Genomic DNA, 16,932 nt, shown 5'->3' on the forward strand with positions numbered 1-16,932 from the left:
ATGGGAATAAATCGTGCTAGCAATCACACTTTAATTGGTCAGTTTTAAAGGAATATGAACAGAAGATGTCGGGAAAAGAAGAGAGTCGTCGTTGCTAGTAAACAAAAACGGGCTGCGCTTTCACAAGCGCAGCCCGTTCCTACATTTCGTGAAAGACTATTTTGCTTCGATATGGTCAATCATCAATTGCAGTGACTGATTACCTCGAAACTCGTTGATATCCAGCTTGTAAGCCAAACGTACCGTTTTCACTGACGCATCTGGCCAGCGACGCAGATCGACATTAAAAGCAATCCCATCAATCATGATGTTGGTCGGTTGACCTTTATGTAAAGGCTCCAGCATCAGCTTCAGGTGCTTCTCGCCAACCAATTTCTGATGAAGCACTTTAAATTCACCGTCGAACAGAGGTTCAGGGAAAGCTTGCCCCCAAGGTCCACCAGCACGAAGCATCTCTGCGATATGCATAGAAAACTCTTCAGGCTTCAACTCACCGTCAGACAAAATCACACCTTTGAGTGCGGCGTCGTCCAACTCTTGTTTCACAGCCTCATCAAACAACTGAGCAAATCGTTCGAAGTCTTTTTCCATGATCGTCAGGCCAGCTGCCATGGCGTGACCACCAAACTTGAGGATCAAGCCGGGGTTTTGAGTATCAATACGATCGAGAGTATCACGCATATGTAGGCCCGGAATCGAACGACATGAGCCCTTAATGCTCCCTTCACCACCATCGGCGAAGGCAATCACAGGTCGGTGGAACTTTTCTTTGATTCGAGATGCCAAAATACCAATCACACCTTGGTGCCAATCACGCTGAAACAGCACCAGCCCATGAGGCATATCCTTGTCACCAAACTGAAGACGCTCACAAAAAGCCATTGCTTCCTGCTTCATACCTTCTTCAATTTCTTTACGCGTTTGGTTCAGACCATCCAGCTCACTTGCCATACGACGTGCAGCATGAATGTTGTTGGCCATCAAAAGCTCAACACCAAACGACATATCATCTAAGCGACCAGCTGCGTTGATACGCGGACCTAGTGCAAAACCGAAATCGGCAGCAACCAACCGACGCGCATCTCGCTTTGCGACTTCAATCAATGCTTGAATGCCAGGTCGTGCTTTGCCGGCACGAATACGCTGCAGACCTTGGTGAACCAGAATACGATTGTTTTCATCCAATGGCACCACATCAGCAACCGTACCCAGAGCCACCAAATCAATCAGCTCCATCAATTTTGGTTCAGCCATGCCCTGCTCGGCAAACCATCCCTGCTTTCTCATATGAACACACAACGCCATCATGAGATAAAACGCCACTCCCACGCCAGCCAAGGCTTTCGAAGGAAAAGCGCACTCTTCTAAATTTGGGTTGACCATCGCATCGACGTTAGGTAACTCATGGCCCGGCAGGTGGTGGTCAGTAACTAATACTTTTAGCCCCTGCTCTTTGGCGTATCGCACACCATCAATTGAAGAGACACCATTATCGACCGTCATGATCACTTCAGCGCCAATCTCAATCGCCTGATCAACGACTTCTGGGCTAAGACCATAACCATCTTCAAAGCGATTCGGCACCAAATAATCGACGTTATTGGAACCAAGCATTCGCAATGCGAGCACCGATAGAGCCGAGCTGGTTGCCCCATCAGCATCGAAATCTCCGACAACAATAATACGTTGATTACTCTGAATAGATTCAAATAGCAGCTCGACCGCGGCGTCAATACCATGCAATTTTTGATAAGAATGCAATGCACGCGCAGTCGTTTCTAACTGCTGGGCACTGGTGATACCACGTGAGATGTAAATGCGCTTAAGAAGTGGAGCAATGTCGGTGGAAAGCAGACTGAGATCAACCTCAGGCCGGCGTTGAATTTCGATCATAGATTGGATTGAGCCTTGTTCTTGGGCAGGACGCCTGAATAGCGAACAAGTTAACAGATGAGAATCTTATATCAACCTAATTCATGACATAGGATTCTCATCACAGGGTCGCTTGTCAGGCGCTCAAACGTAACTCTGGAGATTGAATTACGATTTTTGTGTTTGTTGTAGGCGTTGCAGCATCTGTTCTGGTGGTAAGTAGCCGCCAACCATTTCACCATTTGGTAGGAAAATCGCTGGCGTGCCACTAATACCTAACTCACGCCCAAGAGTATAATGCTCTTTGATGATTTCCTGATACTTGGCGAAATCTTTGCTCTTTTCTGGGAACTCACGTTTCACCTTACCGTTATGCATGGCAGCTTGTGGTTCGTCCGAGCCCCAAATTGCTGCCATTTGATCCGCAACAGAACCCGTTGCCCCTTGACGTGGGTAAGCCATGTAACGAATAGTGATACCCAAATCATTGTAATCTTTCATTTGGTTATGAAGACGTACACAGTAGCCACAGGTAATATCCGTGAAGACAGTGATAACGTATTTCTCGTCTTTAGCCTTAAACTCGATCATGCTGTCTTTGAATGCTTCGATTTTAGCCGCATTGATCGGCGCCTGACGTTTCGCCAGCACATCTTCATATTGGCCATTGCCATCAAGCTTATAAAGTGTACCTGCTAAAAAGTATTCACCGTCTGGTGAAGCAAAAAGAATTCCTCCACTGGTCTGCACTTCGACTAAACCATCGATATCTGCAGGCGCCACTTTTTTCACTTCCAATCCTAGCTTGGCAAAACGCTCTTCAAGCTGAGCTGTATCAAATTTTACTTCCGCTGCAGATACTGCCTGTGCTGCCACAAGCAGTGGTAACGTAAGTAGAGTCACTCGGCGTAGTACGCTCATTAAATTCACCTTAAATCGATTTAGTTATAACCATGAGCGCTTAAGCTCTTGGGTGATGATCACTGTGTAGCTGTTTCAATCGTTCAGTTGCTACATGAGTATAAATTTGTGTTGTCGACAAGTCACTGTGTCCGAGTAGCATCTGTACCACTCGCAGGTCAGCGCCGTAGTTGAGCAAATGCGTCGCAAAAGCATGGCGCAATACATGCGGTGACAGTATCTCGGTATCAATGCCAGCCAAAACCGCATAATGCTTGATACGATACCAAAACGTCTGACGCGTCATTTGGCGCGCACGCTTGCTTGGAAAGACAACATCAGATGTTGTATCTCCAAGTAACTCAGACCTACCTTGTTGGATAAAAGTTTCAATCCAGTCGACTGCATTTTCGCCCATCGGAACCAAGCGCTCTTTACCACCTTTACCAGTGACACGAACAACGCCCTGACGAAGGCTGATGTTTTCCATCGTTAAGCTGACCAGCTCTGTGACACGCAAGCCTGTCGCATAAAGCAATTCCAGCATGGCTTTATCGCGTAATTCCATTGCATCGTTTGGATCCGGTGCATTCAGCAGTGCTTCAACCTGCTCTTCACTGAGATCTTTGGGTAGCCTCTTAGGTAATTTAGGGCTAACGAGTAAAGCACTAGGATCATCCGCTCGCACTTTTTCTCTGTGTAGATACTGGAACAAACGACGGATCGCAGACAACATACGGGCTCGTGAAGTCTGCTTGTACCCCTGTTCCATTAACCAACTTTGGTAGTCCTGTAAACCAGACAAGCTAATAAAATCGAGTCTGTAGTTATTTTCAGCCATCCAGTGAAGTAATTTGGATAAATCATTACGATAAGATGCCAACGTATTCTCGGATAACCCTCGCTCCATCCACATCGTATCCAAAAACTGCTCCACCATGCCCTGATCGGGTGACATCACTTCTGACACAATAATCCTCAACGTTATGATATGCGCTCAATGTAAGTGCCACACAGCAATAAAGCCATAAAAATTGCCATTCGATATGGATATTCGCTGCAAAGCTCGCCATTTTGTGTTTAGAATTCGCTATTGATTCAAAATAATGAAAAAGAAAGTGATGAAAATTGGTCTGTTTTACGGTTCGACAACTTGCTACACAGAAATGGCCGCGGAGAAAATGCGCGCCATCATAGGTGAAGAACTGGTAGATATCCGCAATGTCAAAGACACTCCTCTGACAGAAATGGTTAATTATGACTTTCTGATTTTAGGTATCTCGACCTGGGACTTTGGCGAAATTCAGGAAGACTGGAATGAGATATGGGATCAAATCGGTGGCGTACCGCTAAGTGGCAAAACCGTCGCGTTGTTCGGCTTAGGCGATCAAGAAGGCTATGGCGAATGGTATCTGGATGCTATGGGGATGTTGCACGACGAACTGAAGAAGACCGGTGCTAACCTGATTGGCTACTGGCCAAACGATGAAAGCTACGAGTTTGAAGCCTCAAAAGCGCTAACGGAAGATGGTAACCAATTTGTTGGCTTAGCATTGGACGAAGACTCTCAGTATGAACTGAGTGATGAGCGCATTGCGACTTGGATTGAACAAGTCCTAGTGGAATATCAAGAAACACTATAAAAGCCGACTTTATAATGCTTCGCTGACGAGAATGGCGATCCTCACTCCCCTAGCGAAGCCTTTTATTGAAAAATATTGTCTCCTGTCTTTAAGAAGGTAGCCCTTTTCGATACCTCCTCCAATCAAACACCAAACCCGGATCGGTTTTTCTCAGCGGCGCAATGTATTGATGGCCCGTTATTCGAGGCAAGGTGATTTTAGGGTAATATTTTTGTATCCATTTCGTCAGCTCAGTGAGGGCTTGATATTGCTCATCGGTATACGCGACGTAATCACTGCCTTCCAATTCAATTCCAATTGAATAGTCGTTACACTTTTCTCGCCCCGCAAAACTGGATACACCTGCGTGCCACGCTCTTGCCGTAAACGGCACAAACTGCACCACCTCACCATCACGCCTGATCAGACAATGTGCAGAAACGCCCATCTGATGAATCACTTTAAAAAATGGATGCTCTTCAGCGTTCAGTTGCCCCGTAAAAAACTGCTCGATGTATGGCCCGCCAAATTGGCCAGGTGGCAGGCTGATATTATGTATCACTAGTAAGGAGATATCCGTTACATCGGTTCGTTGATCAAAAAAGGGAGACGGCACATGCCTGGCAGCTTGATACCAGCCGTTTTCATCAATCATGTTTGTCTCCTTTTGTTTACTAAGTTATTGATTTTAGACTTTCAAGCGTGAAATACCACAATAATGGCTGAATTTCCCTCGCAGTCATCGTATCATGCGCACCTTATGTTCAACTGCTCATTAGATTTGCAATGAAAGAAACCCACAATAGCCAAGAACGCCTTGAATATTTGAAACAGCATTTGCCTCTGGAAATCTCTCGCTCCGTTACCGAAACCATAAAAGAAGATCTCGGTGGCACTTTAGATCCAGCCGCTGATATCACCGCAAGTCTAATCCCAGCCGATGCTCATAACGAAGCCACCATCATTACCCGTGAACACGGCGTATTTTGTGGTCAGGCTTGGGCTGATGAGGTCTTCAGGCAACTTGGTGGCGAAGTAAAGATCGAGTGGCACGTACAAGATGGCGATACGGTTGAACCTAATCAGGCACTTTGTCACCTATCTGGTCCCTCACGCGCGCTATTGACTGGTGAACGTAATGCAATGAACTTTATCCAAACGCTATCTGGTTGTGCCACGATTACTGCCGAGTACGCCAAACAGCTCGAAGGCACTAATTGCCGATTGTTGGATACCCGTAAAACGATTCCTGGCCTACGTAGCGCACTAAAGTACGCCGTTGCATGTGGCGGTGGTTTCAATCACCGTATCGGCGTTTTCGATGCCTATCTCATCAAAGAAAATCACATTATTGCCAATGGCGGTATCACTCAAACAATTAAAAATGCTAAGCAGTTGAACCCGGGCAAACCTGTTGAAGTAGAAACAGAAAGTTTACAAGAACTGACTGAGGCCATCGAGGCTGGTGCTGACATCATCATGCTTGATAATTTTACAACCGACATGATGCGTGAAGCGGTAAGAATTAACGCAGGCCGAGCAGCACTAGAAAACTCTGGTAATGTCACTCTAGAAACCCTGCGTGAATACGCTGAAACGGGGGTTGATTACATTTCTGTTGGCGCTCTGACCAAACACCTCAAAGCCATGGACTTGTCGATGCGCTTTAAGTAAGCCCACCACTAACGACAAGAGAGAGGAATAACCTCTCTCTTGTCGTTTTTAATGTAGGCAAATCACTAAGCAAAATAAACCGCAATTCAAACAGCTATGCAATTCAGATGTCTTATATCGATTAAGCTAAGCTTACCTTCTCGCGAGTCTCCTCCAGCCTAATATTCAGCGTAAAGTCCTTTCCCTACTCTTCTCACGCTAATGAAAAGTACGTAGGACTCTCATGACGTTACCAAACAATATTGCATTACGTGGCTTTACTCTGATTGAGTTGATGATCGTTGTGGCGATCATCGGAATTTTATCGGCCTTCGCGATTCCTGCTTATCAAAGCTACACCCAGCGTGCCCATGCCAGCGATATGCTCAATGCAACATCAGTGATGAAAACTGCGGTAAGCCTTTGCCTAACAAACAGTGCTTCTGCTGCTAGCTGTATTTCAGGTAACAATGGTGTGCCATCACAACAAAACTTCAACGGTTTTTACGTCAATGCACAGACAAGTGGTTCTATCAGTGTCATTACCGCAGCATTATCAGGCTCAAAAGGCTCACTACCAAGCAATGCCAGCGTTCACTTAACCCCCAATTCATCAACAAGTGGGATTACATGGGCAGTCAGCTGTAGTGGTACTGAAAGCCAGAATTGGTGTCCGAGTCGCTAATGATGAGCCAATTACCTCACTTACTACAGAGAGCGAACAAAATAACTCAAGCTCAAGCCTTACATGCCATGGCGGCAATGAATACCCAGAAAGCGGATGCCTGTACTGCACTGCTCACTCTCGACGATATATCACCACAAAAACTGGTCACAATGATCAGTGAACTCTTCTCCCTCACCATCATTCAGCTAGACTCATTTGATTATATCTCGTGCTGTCAGCGCCTAGGAGTTAGCGATTTAGTTTGCCGACATTCAGCGCTGCCCCTTCATATAGATAGTCACCAATTGACCTTAGCGATCAGTGACCCATCGATTGCAGAAATTGAACAAGACTTTCGCTTTGCCACAGGTCTAAAAGTCAAGTTAGTACTCTGTCAGATCCATATTTTGATGGAGGCGATACACCACTTATATGGTGATAAATTTTCAGGTGAGAGGTTTGGTTTTAAAGCAATCAGCGATCAAGAGCTTGAGCAGCTGGTCGAGACCACTGAAGAAGAAAGTGCGGATCATGAAGCCCTCTATCAAGATACTTCACCTATTAGCCAGTACATACATCAAGTACTGCTAGACGCCGTGCGCAAACGTGCCTCTGATATCCATTTTGAGCCTTATGAAAACTGGTTCCGTGTTCGATTCAGGTGTGATGGCTTACTGATTGAAAGACAACAGCCCCCTCACCACCTATCTAATCGTTTAATTGCTCGGCTCAAAATATTAGCTAAGCTCGACATTGCAGAACGTCGCCTACCACAAGATGGCAGAATCACCTTAGCGATCGCATCCTCAAAGGCCATCGATATACGTGTCTCGACTTTACCGACCATATGGGGAGAAAAAGTCGTATTGCGGCTGCTCGATAACCGGAAAACCAGCTTCGATTTAGAGCATTTAGGCTATAGCCCATCACAAAGTGAGCACTATCGTAGAGCGTTAGCTAAACCTCAGGGAATGATCCTAATCACAGGCCCAACAGGCAGTGGCAAGACGTTGTCGTTATACAGTGGCCTGAATATTCTCAATCAAAGTGAAGTCAATATTGCGACAGCAGAGGATCCTGTTGAAATGCATGTATCGGGAATCAATCAGGTTCAAATCCAACCCCAAATTGGGTTTCATTTTGCTCAAGCTCTTCGAGCTTTTTTACGCCAAGATCCTGATGTTGTTATGGTCGGAGAAATACGAGACCGTGAAACAGCGGAAATCGCAGCCAAAGCAGCGCAGACCGGGCATTTAGTGCTTTCAACTCTGCACACTAACTCGGCTGCAGAAGCCATTCTACGTTTACAAAACCTGGGCATCGAACCTTTCAATATCGCGGCTTCTTTAAGTCTTATCGTTGCACAAAGGTTAGTCAGGCGTCTGTGCCCTCACTGTAAACGTCCAGACTCAGAAAAAATTCAGGAATTCAAAGCTGACCCATTAGGCTGCAGTTCATGCCATCAAGGTTATTCGGGACGAATCGGACTGTTTGAAATTCTTACCGTCACTCCAGAAATATCAGAAGCGATTGCTGCCAGAGCGCCAACCCACCACATTGAAAGCTTGGCGATCGAGCAGGGGATGCAGACTCTGCGCCAATCTGGAATTGAGAAGCTTACGCAAGGGGTAACCAGTCAAACAGAACTACAGCGGGTGCTACTCTAGTTTTTGAGCATGAACAAAGTTCCCATTCCCACGACTACCCAATTGGGCTCATACTATTGGCAAGGCATCAACCACAAAGGTTTGAAGCTAAAAGGGACAATGCTCGCAATTTGTGAGGCACAAGTGGCAGAACAACTGAACGAGCGCGATATCAGTGTACGTCTTATTCGCCAAAAGCCATTACCAGGCTACTCCCGTATAAAACATAAAGTGAGGACGAAAGATCTCACTAATATAACCCGTCAGTGGGCGACTATGCTGGCGTCTGGTTTGCCTATCACGACGTCACTTAAACTCATCATGCAGAATCAAAAGCGTGCCGAACTGCGCTCGGTATTGTGGATGATAAGCCACCAACTCCAAGCTGGTCTGTCGGTATCAAGCGCTCTCAAGCACTCCTCTCGATACTTTGATGCCCTCTATATAGATATTGTCGACATGGGTGAAAAAACGGGTAATTTAGCCGCTTCATTAGAGCGCATTGCTCAATATAGAGAAAAAACAGAGCAATTGACCTCGAGAGTCCAACGCTCTGCTATCTATCCCAGCTTGGTCGTTCTAACAGCATTAGCCGTCTCGCTATTAATGCTCACCAAAGTCATTCCCGAATTTGAAGCTCTATTCATCGGTTATGGTGCTGAGCTTCCATGGTTTACCCAGCAAGTTCTTTCATTATCACAAGCCGTGCAGCACCATAGTTTGAGTATTGGAACAATGAGTGTTCTGATTCCTGTTGCTTTTGTATCTATATATCGAAGCTCAGCTAGATTCAGGTATTGGTTAAGTCGTGTAACATTACATCTTCCCATTCTCGGAACCTTACTCCTCAAAAGCTGTATGGCGCGCTTTAGTCGTACACTGTCTACCAGTCTAAAGTCAGGCCTGCCCATTCTCACTAGCTTGGAAACAGCAGCACGTACAACAGACAATGCTTACTATCAGCACATCATCAGACATCTCATCCAACAAACAAGCGCGGGAATCGCTTTACATTCAACCATGCGCCAATCGAGAGACTTCCCCGAACTCATGGTGCAAATGATTATGATCGGTGAAGAGTCTGGGCGACTGGATGACATGCTGACTAGAGTCGCGAATCAATATGAAGCAGATATCGACGCAACTGTTGAAAGCCTTGCGAAAACACTTGAGCCGATTTTGATTCTTGCTTTAGGAGGTTTAGTGGGAAGTTTGGTGATCGCTATGTACCTGCCTATCTTTAACTTAATGAACATTATGGGATAGTATATCCACCTCAACTCAAAGACGGCGTATTCAAGCAACTGAAATTTTTATGGAACTTTTCAATTATTACCCATGGTTGTTTCCAACCCTAGCGACCCTTTTTGGTCTGATCATAGGCAGCTTTCTTAACGTCGTCATTCATCGCTTGCCTAAGATGATGGAACGAGAGTGGCGACATGAATGCGCAGAGAGTTTTCCAGAGTATGGCATTCAGCCACCTGAGGGGACTTATAATCTGAGTGTCCCTAGGTCAACTTGCCCAAGCTGTAACACTCAAATTCGTAATATTGATAATATTCCGCTGATCAGTTGGCTTGCTTTACGTGGTCAATGCCGAGCTTGTCAACACCGCATTTCCCCACGCTACCCTCTCGTTGAACTTATCTCGGGGTTAATGAGTTTCTCGATTGCTTACCAATTTGAACTGAGTGTGTTCGCCGTTGCCTTATTGTTCTTTACCTTTGTTTTAATCGCAGCAACTTTCATCGATCTCGATACTATGCTGTTGCCTGATCAATTGACCTTACCACTGATTTGGTCTGGGATAGCATTATCATTACTAGGCTTGAGCCCTGTGTCTTTGCAAGACTCTGTGACTGGAGCAATAGTAGGCTATTTGTGCCTATGGTCTATTTACTGGGGGTTCAAACTTCTCACTGGTAAAGAAGGCATGGGTTATGGTGATTTCAAGCTTCTTGCCGCACTAGGCGCTTGGTTAGGCTGGCAGTATTTGCCTGTTATTGTTCTGCTTTCCTCACTCGTTGGATTACTTTTTGGCCTAATTCAACTACGACTACAAAAACAAGGGATAGACAAAGCCTTCCCGTTTGGCCCCTACCTTGCGATTGCAGGCTGGATCAGTGCAATGTGGGGAGAAAGCATCATCAACTGGTACTTTACACAAATTCTGGGGATCTAATATGCCTTTTGTCGTCGGCCTAACAGGCGGTATTGCCAGTGGGAAAACCACCGTCGCCAACCTCTTTCACGATCAGTTTGGTATTGAAATTGTTGATGCGGATGTCATTGCCCGAGAAGTTGTTGAGCCAGGCAGTGAAGGACTGAAAGCGATAGAAGCACGATACGGTTCTAACATTTTACTGGCAGACGGAACGCTCAACCGAGCTAAACTAAGAGAAAGCATCTTTGCCTGTGACAAGGAAAAAGCTTGGATAAACCAACTGCTGCATCCCATGATTCGCGAAAAGATGCAGGCAGATATAGCCAAGGCTTCATCTCCTTATGCTTTGCTGGTTATTCCACTCATGGTTGAAAATAACCTCCAAAGCTTGGCAAACAGAGTATTGGTTGTCGATGTTGATGAGCAAGTACAACGGCAAAGAACCATGGAAAGAGATGGAGTCCCGATTGAACAAGTCGACGCTATCTTAGACGCTCAAGCTAGCCGTTCACAACGACTGTCAATCGCAGACGATGTGATTAGAAATAATGCAACAAACCAAGAACTTTTGCCTCAAATCACAGAATTACATCAAAAGTACCTAGAAATATGTAGGGAAAATCGGTGAGAATAAAGGAAGAAGAATCAAAGGCCGCATGTAATGACAACGCACTTTTTTGAACATCCACTAAATGAGAAAACTCGCATATATTTACGTGTTGAAGCTTTGCTTAACCAATTAAGCGTTTCTTCTCAATTTAGTGATGACATGCAGCACTTATTGTTTTTCCGTTCTTTGTTTGATCTTTTGGAGATCTTCGAGCAAATCCAGCTAAAAAGTGAGCTGGCGAAAGACATTGAGAAACAGCGATTAACATACCGTTCTTGGCTTGATGTTGAAGGGGTGGATCAGGACATGTTGAGCAATGTGCTTAGCGAAGTCGATAATGTCCATAGTAAACTGATGGCTGCAGAGCGCTTTGGTCAAAGCCTCAAGGAAGATCGTTTTCTCAGTGCTATTCGTCAAAGATTTAACTTACCTGGCGGCTCTTGCTGTTTTGATTTACCTGCATTGCACCACTGGCTGCATTTACCTCTTGATCAAAAAAACAAAGACACTAAGCTTTGGTTAGATACGCTCCAACCACTCACCGATGCTCTCAAACTCTGGCTACGCCTAACTCGTGAAACAGGTCATTTTCAACCACAAGAAGCTCAGGCAGGCTTCTACCAAAGTGATGCCGAAGAAGCGAATATTTTGCGTCTAGAAATCCCGATGCAATATGGGGTATACCCCATGATTTCTGGTCATAAGAATCGTTTTGCAATCAAATTTATAAGCTTCGCATCTGGCCAAGCCTCCATTGATAATATTCAATTTCGTTTGGCCGTGTGTAGCTAACCCAATCACGCTATACTCGTCCAAATATCTAAATGTTCACAGAGAAAATCACATGCCCAAAACCACCATCGTACCCTGCCCTAAATGTGGCACCGACGTCGAATGGGGAGAGCAAAGCCCTCACCGCCCTTTCTGCAGCAAACAATGTCAGATTATAGATTTTGGTGAATGGGCAGATGAAGAAAATACCATCCCGGGAGCACCCGACATGTCGGATTCTGATGGCTGGTCTGAAGATCAATAGTGAATTATCTTGACACTTGAGAGACGAGCACAACCTAACAACAAACACATCCATTAAGTTTGGCTAACTAAAACCATAAAAAAACGGAGTCCAAAAGGACTCCGTTTAATATGAGAACGCTAGTTATAGCATTACTTCTTAGCAAGTTTCTCTTTAATACGAGCTGACTTACCAGAACGCTCACGTAGGTAGTACAGTTTGGCACGACGTACTGCACCGCGGCGTTTAACTTCAATGCTATCAACCATTGGAGAGTGAGTTTGGAACGTACGCTCTACACCTTCACCGTTAGAAATCTTACGTACAGTGAATGCAGAGTGTAGACCACGGTTACGAATACCGATTACAACGCCTTCGAAAGCCTGTAGACGCTCACGGTCACCTTCTTTTACCTTAACTTGAACAACAACTGTGTCACCAGGTGCAAAGTTAGGCAGGTCTTTTTTCATTTGCTCTTCTTCAAGAGCCTTGATGATGTTACTCATTTTCAATATTCCTAGAATAAACTGATACTAAATTTAATAGGTTACTTCGCTTTGTGTTCTTTAATGAACTCTGCGAGTAATAGTTCCTGTTCGTCAGTCAGAGCTAGGTTTTCCAGGAGCTCTGGTCTTCTTAGCCAGGTACGGCCTAACGACTGCTTGAGCCGCCAACGACGAATGTCCTTGTGATTACCGGATTTCAGTACCGCGGGCACTTCTTCTCCATCTAATACTTCCGGACGCGTGTAATGTGGGCAATCCAATAAACCATTAGCAAAAGAGTCTTCTTCTGCTGATGCAAAATCACCCAGCACCCCCGGTATAAACCGAGAAACCGAGTCGATTAGCGTCATGGCTGGAATTTCTCCACCCGTCATCACAAAATCTCCAATTGACCATTCTTCGTCAACTTCAGATTGGATGACACGCTCATCTACCCCTTCATAGCGACCACAAATCAGAAGCAAATTCTCATTTGTTGCCAGCTCTTCAACCCCTTGTTGGTCAAGCTTACGACCTTGGGGAGATAGGTAAATGACTTTCGTCTTACCCGGTGAGGCTTTTTTAGCGGTATGGATAGCATCGCGCAAAGGCTGAACCATCATCAACATACCAGGGCCACCACCGTAAGGTCTGTCATCAACTGTACGATGCTTGTCATGAGTGAAATCACGAGGATTCCATGTCTCAATCGACAAAAGACCTTTTTTAACCGCTTGACCTGTTACTCCATAATCAGTAACGCTGCGGAACATTTCAGGAAATAGGCTAATTACGCCAACCCACATGTTTTTCACCAATATAAACTTGGTTCAATCGCTCCGTTACTTGGAGTTAGAATCCAGGATCCCAGTCAACTTCGATCCGTTGAGCTTCGCGATCAATCAACTTGATCACTTGCTCTTCAAGGAACGGAATTAATCGTTCCTTTTGCCCGAAAGCATCTTTTAGATTTGCTTTAACAACCAGAACATCGTTGGAACCCGTTTCCAGCATGTCAGAGACAGTGCCTAAGTCGTAACCTTTGTCGGTGACTACTTGCATTCCAATCAAATCACGCCAGTAGAACTCATCTTCTGGCAATTCCGGCAGTACCGCAGGGTCAATGGCGATTTCAAAGTTCGTCAGCAATTGCGCATCTTCACGCAAATCCAAACCTTCCAGCTTTACCACCAAACCTTTGTTATGGCGCTTCCAGCTTTCTACTTTACGCTCAACCCACTCGCCTTTTGGGTTAATAAACCAAGGCGTGTAATCAAATATGCTCTCAGTATTGTCTGTGTAGGAAAAAACTTTAAGCCAGCCACGAATGCCGTAAGAAGCACCAAACTTACCTACAACAATTTTCTCACTGCTCATCGTTTCTTTACCTTTCATCGACATAAGCTAATTACTACTTCTTGATTTAAGAATTAAGCCGCTTTTTGAGCGTCTTTAACTAGCTTAGCTACGCGGTCAGATAGAGATGCGCCTTGACCAACCCAGTGGTTAACGCGATCTAGGTCTAGACGTAGACCTTCTTCTTGACCTTTAGCTGTTGGGTTGAAGAAACCCACTTTCTCGATGAAACGGCCAGTTGCAGCATTGCGGCTGTCCGCTACTACGATTTGATAAAATGGACGCTTCTTAGCGCCGTGACGTGCCAAACGAATGGTTACCATGTCGTCCTCTTTGCTTTCTCAAAAATAAAATTAACCCCAGGAACCGCTTAACAAAAAACAGTTTGGGGTCTCGTGCCAAAATAAAGCTCCGGAATTTTACTCTTATTCCGGAGCAATGCAAGGTCTTTAGCTACTTTTTCACCAACATAAAATGGTATTTAAGTTTGTGACTCAGCTAACACCTTGAAATATTGCCGATGACTTAGCTTAACGCCCAAATGGGTTGAAGCCACCGCCGCCCATGCCACCCATCATGCCTTGCATGTTGCGCATCATGCCTTTCATGCCACCCTTCTGCATTTTCTTCATCATCTTCTGCATCTGAGTGAACTGCTTTAACAGGCGATTGACATCTTGAACTTGAGTACCCGAGCCCGCAGCAATACGTTTCTTACGTGATCCCTTGATCAATTCAGGACGTTGACGTTCTTTCATGGTCATTGAGTTAATGATGGCTTCCATTTGCTTAAACATCTTGTCATCGACTTTATCTTTGACGTTGTCTGGCAAATTGCTCATGCCTGGCAGCTTATCCATCATGCCCATCATGCCGCCCATGTTCTGCATCTGACCAAGTTGTTCACGGAAGTCTTCAAGGTCGAAACCTTTCTTCTCTTTGAACTTCTTCGCCAGTTTTTCTGCTTTCTCGGTATCAACATTACGCTGAAGGTCTTCAATAAGAGAAAGCACATCTCCCATACCTAGGATACGAGAAGCAACACGATCTGGGTGGAATGGTTCTAATGCATCGGTTTTCTCACCGACACCCAAGAACTTAATTGGTTTACCTGTGATGTGACGAACCGAAAGTGCCGCACCACCACGCGCATCACCATCGACCTTGGTTAGGATCACACCCGTCAATGGTAACGCATCGCCAAACGCTTTCGCTGTATTGGCGGCATCCTGACCAGTCATTGCATCGACAACAAACAGAGTTTCAACAGGATCAATTGCAGAGTGAAGTTCTTGTATCTCCCCCATCATCTGCTCATCAATAGCTAGGCGCCCCGCAGTATCGACAAGAAGAACGTCATAAAATTTCTTCTTCGCATGATCAATGGCCGCATTGGCAATATCAATCGGCTTTTGGTCAGGAGAAGATGGGAAAAAGTCGACACCAATGTCTGAAGCCAGTGTTTCTAGCTGTTTAATCGCCGCCGGGCGATAAACGTCCGCAGAGACTACAAGAACTTTCTTCTTATCTCTTTCTTTCAGTAGCTTAGAGAGCTTACCCACCGACGTAGTCTTACCCGCACCTTGCAGACCCGCCATCAAAATGACAGCTGGTGGCTGTGCAGCAAGGTTTAACGCTTCATTAGATTCGCCCATAACGGCTTCAAGTTCAGATTGAACAATCTTTATGAACTCTTGGCCTGGCGTTAAAGATTTAGAAACCTCAACACCCACCGCGCCTTCTTTAACGCGTTTGACAAAATCACGTACAACCGGAAGAGCGACATCCGCTTCAAGCAGCGCCATACGCACTTCGCGTAACGTGTCTTTTATATTGTCTTCGGTCAAACGACCTTTACCGCTGATATTCTTCAGCGTTTTGGATAATCGATCCGTTAAATTCTCAAACATCTTAGTCTCTTTACCTGAGCGACTCACAGTGTAGTCGCCCTAAAAATGACGACAAATTATTGTGAGTATACCTTAGCCAGCCCACCCTTTGCACTGCCGCGATAACATTTGCTCTCTGATGAGACACAAATCAGGGAGATAAGTCATAGCCCAAGCGGTTGATGCAGGGTATAATTTGTTAAAAATTCACCCGATCTTTAAGAGAAGAATGGATAACTTAATCGCCGTTGCTGCTGCTGTGCTCTATTTTTTAGCAATCGCAACCATAGTACCAGGCCTTGTACATCAAACAGGGATCCGAGCCAAAACTGTCTTTATCAGTGCATTCTTAGCGCTCGCTTTTCATGCCTGGCTATTAAGTGATCTGATTATTGAGGGTTCAGGACAGAACCTTAGCATTCTCAATGTCGCCTCATTGATTAGCTTTATTATTTCTCTGGTCCTAAGCCTAGCTATGCTTAGAACACGTTTGTGGTTCTTACTTCCCGTTGTATATAGCTTTGCTGCGATTAACCTATCTGCCGCGGCCTTCTTGCCGAGTACCTTCATTACTCACTTAGAACAAGATCCTAAGTTACTGATCCACATTTCTTTAGCGTTGTTTTCCTATTCAACGCTAACCATAGGCGCATTATACGCCCTGCAGCTGGCATGGTTAGATCATAAACTTAAAGCGAAAAAAGCTTTAGTGATCAACCCTAACTTGCCACCACTTCTGATGGTTGAGCGACAATTGTTTAACATCATCCTTGTCGGTAACTTGCTTTTAACGGGAACGCTAATAACGGGTTTTGTGTTTGTGCAGGATATGTTCGCTCAAGGAAAAGCGCACAAAGGCATCTTGTCGTTTATTGCGTGGGTAGTGTACTCGATACTGCTTTGGGGACATTATCAAAAGGGCTGGCGTGGTCGTAAAGTCACATGGTTTGCCGTAGCAGGTGCAACCTTATTGACGCTAGCTTACTTCGGTAGTCGCTTTGTTCGTGAGATCATTCTTAACTAATTGATATTCAAAGGTGCATACAGTGC

General features: G+C 45.2%; 19 protein-coding genes. 10 read left to right on the forward strand and 9 right to left on the reverse strand.

Annotation, left to right across the window (positions count from 1 at the left end):
• Positions 1-156 precede the first annotated feature (156 nt).
• The 3 genes from recJ to xerD form a co-directional block, all read right to left on the reverse strand.
• Positions 157-1,893: a single-stranded-DNA-specific exonuclease RecJ gene (gene recJ, locus CTT30_RS13000; protein ID WP_252035351.1), complete on the reverse strand. Its 1,737-nt coding sequence runs from the start codon at positions 1,891-1,893 to the stop codon at positions 157-159.
• Positions 1,894-2,040: 147 nt separating this feature from the next.
• The gene (gene dsbC, locus CTT30_RS13005) at positions 2,041-2,793 is read right to left on the reverse strand and encodes a bifunctional protein-disulfide isomerase/oxidoreductase DsbC (RefSeq protein ID WP_252035352.1); all 753 of its coding nucleotides are present in this window, start codon (positions 2,791-2,793) and stop codon (positions 2,041-2,043) included.
• Positions 2,794-2,833: 40 nt separating this feature from the next.
• Positions 2,834-3,730: a site-specific tyrosine recombinase XerD gene (gene xerD, locus CTT30_RS13010; RefSeq protein WP_252036648.1), complete on the reverse strand. Its 897-nt coding sequence runs from the start codon at positions 3,728-3,730 to the stop codon at positions 2,834-2,836.
• A gap of 163 nt (positions 3,731-3,893) precedes the next feature.
• Between xerD and fldB the strand changes: the two genes are divergently transcribed.
• Positions 3,894-4,415, forward strand: a complete 522-nt coding sequence (fldB, locus tag CTT30_RS13015) for a flavodoxin FldB (protein ID WP_239865423.1) — start codon at positions 3,894-3,896, stop codon at positions 4,413-4,415.
• A gap of 88 nt (positions 4,416-4,503) precedes the next feature.
• Here fldB and ampD read toward each other — a convergent pair whose 3' ends face one another.
• Complete coding sequence (gene ampD, locus CTT30_RS13020) at positions 4,504-5,049, reverse strand: 1,6-anhydro-N-acetylmuramyl-L-alanine amidase AmpD (RefSeq protein WP_252035353.1); 546 nt, start codon at positions 5,047-5,049, stop codon at positions 4,504-4,506.
• A gap of 131 nt (positions 5,050-5,180) precedes the next feature.
• On the opposite strand from ampD, the gene nadC reads away from it, so the two are divergent.
• The 8 genes from nadC to yacG all read left to right on the forward strand — a co-directional run bounded on the left by nadC (position 5,181) and on the right by yacG (position 12,173).
• Entirely contained in the window at positions 5,181-6,068 is an 888-nt protein-coding gene (nadC, locus tag CTT30_RS13025; RefSeq protein ID WP_252035354.1) for a carboxylating nicotinate-nucleotide diphosphorylase, read from the forward strand.
• 223 nt (positions 6,069-6,291) lie between these two features.
• Entirely contained in the window at positions 6,292-6,732 is a 441-nt protein-coding gene (locus CTT30_RS13030) for a pilin (RefSeq protein ID WP_252035355.1), read from the forward strand.
• A complete protein-coding gene (pilB, locus tag CTT30_RS13035; RefSeq protein ID WP_252035356.1) occupies positions 6,732-8,381 on the forward strand; it encodes a type IV-A pilus assembly ATPase PilB in 1,650 nt (549 codons plus the stop codon). The genes CTT30_RS13030 and pilB overlap by 1 nt, the downstream gene beginning before the upstream one ends.
• Before the next feature lie 9 nt (positions 8,382-8,390).
• Complete coding sequence (locus CTT30_RS13040) at positions 8,391-9,626, forward strand: type II secretion system F family protein (RefSeq protein ID WP_252035357.1); 1,236 nt, start codon at positions 8,391-8,393, stop codon at positions 9,624-9,626.
• A 49-nt stretch (positions 9,627-9,675) separates the two neighbouring features.
• Positions 9,676-10,545 (forward strand): prepilin peptidase, encoded by an 870-nt coding sequence (locus CTT30_RS13045; protein ID WP_252035358.1) that lies wholly within the window; start codon positions 9,676-9,678, stop codon positions 10,543-10,545.
• A gap of 1 nt (position 10,546) precedes the next feature.
• The gene (coaE, locus tag CTT30_RS13050) at positions 10,547-11,155 is read left to right on the forward strand and encodes a dephospho-CoA kinase (protein ID WP_252035359.1); all 609 of its coding nucleotides are present in this window, start codon (positions 10,547-10,549) and stop codon (positions 11,153-11,155) included.
• Positions 11,156-11,188: 33 nt separating this feature from the next.
• Positions 11,189-11,929, forward strand: coding sequence for a cell division protein ZapD (gene zapD / locus CTT30_RS13055; protein ID WP_252035360.1), 741 nt, complete (start codon positions 11,189-11,191; stop codon positions 11,927-11,929).
• 52 nt (positions 11,930-11,981) lie between these two features.
• Entirely contained in the window at positions 11,982-12,173 is a 192-nt protein-coding gene (gene yacG, locus CTT30_RS13060; protein ID WP_252035361.1) for a DNA gyrase inhibitor YacG, read from the forward strand.
• A 131-nt stretch (positions 12,174-12,304) separates the two neighbouring features.
• Here the strand turns inward: yacG and rplS are convergent, their stop codons facing one another.
• The 5 genes from rplS to ffh form a co-directional block, all read right to left on the reverse strand.
• On the reverse strand, positions 12,305-12,658 hold the full coding sequence (gene rplS, locus CTT30_RS13065; protein ID WP_045977783.1) for a 50S ribosomal protein L19: 354 nt from the start codon (positions 12,656-12,658) through the stop codon (positions 12,305-12,307).
• A gap of 41 nt (positions 12,659-12,699) precedes the next feature.
• Complete coding sequence (gene trmD / locus CTT30_RS13070) at positions 12,700-13,443, reverse strand: tRNA (guanosine(37)-N1)-methyltransferase TrmD (protein ID WP_252035362.1); 744 nt, start codon at positions 13,441-13,443, stop codon at positions 12,700-12,702.
• A 46-nt stretch (positions 13,444-13,489) separates the two neighbouring features.
• Positions 13,490-14,038, reverse strand: a complete 549-nt coding sequence (gene rimM / locus CTT30_RS13075) for a ribosome maturation factor RimM (protein ID WP_252035363.1) — start codon at positions 14,036-14,038, stop codon at positions 13,490-13,492.
• Positions 14,039-14,067: 29 nt separating this feature from the next.
• Entirely contained in the window at positions 14,068-14,316 is a 249-nt protein-coding gene (gene rpsP / locus CTT30_RS13080) for a 30S ribosomal protein S16 (RefSeq protein WP_005438039.1), read from the reverse strand.
• Between the two features lie 207 nt (positions 14,317-14,523).
• Positions 14,524-15,903 (reverse strand): signal recognition particle protein, encoded by a 1,380-nt coding sequence (gene ffh / locus CTT30_RS13085; RefSeq protein ID WP_239876864.1) that lies wholly within the window; start codon positions 15,901-15,903, stop codon positions 14,524-14,526.
• A 208-nt stretch (positions 15,904-16,111) separates the two neighbouring features.
• On the opposite strand from ffh, the gene CTT30_RS13090 reads away from it, so the two are divergent.
• Positions 16,112-16,906 (forward strand): cytochrome C assembly family protein, encoded by a 795-nt coding sequence (locus CTT30_RS13090; protein WP_239837824.1) that lies wholly within the window; start codon positions 16,112-16,114, stop codon positions 16,904-16,906.
• Positions 16,907-16,932: the final 26 nt, after the last annotated feature.

This window comes from Vibrio coralliilyticus, from assembly GCF_024449095.1.
Lineage (GTDB): Bacteria > Pseudomonadota > Gammaproteobacteria > Enterobacterales > Vibrionaceae > Vibrio > Vibrio coralliilyticus_A.